The 222-nt window shown below is 65.8% G+C and carries 1 protein-coding gene; it reads right to left on the minus strand.

The annotated features are described in order from the left end of the window. Nucleotides 1-222, minus strand: a 222-nt coding sequence (locus tag H6B10_RS18265; protein ID WP_275951112.1) for a BadF/BadG/BcrA/BcrD ATPase family protein, incomplete at both ends; no start/stop codon positions are given.

Here is a 222-nt window from a genome sequence, read left to right on the forward strand (position 1 = left end):
GGTGCGGGCCATCATTTCCAGAAAACGTCCGGTACCGGCGGCGCATTTGTCGTTCATCACAAAGTTCACCACGGCGCCGTTTTCGTCCAGCCGGATGACCTTGCTGTCCTGCCCACCGGTGCCGGTGCCGCCGTAGGCGCCGAACGTGCCCTGGAGCAGGCCCTGGAACAGGCCGGGCTGCAGCGCAGCGACATTGACGCCATCGTGACCACCGGCTACGGC

Origin of the sequence: Gemmiger formicilis (genome assembly GCF_016901605.1) — a bacterium.
Lineage (GTDB): Bacteria > Bacillota > Clostridia > Oscillospirales > Ruminococcaceae > Gemmiger > Gemmiger formicilis_B.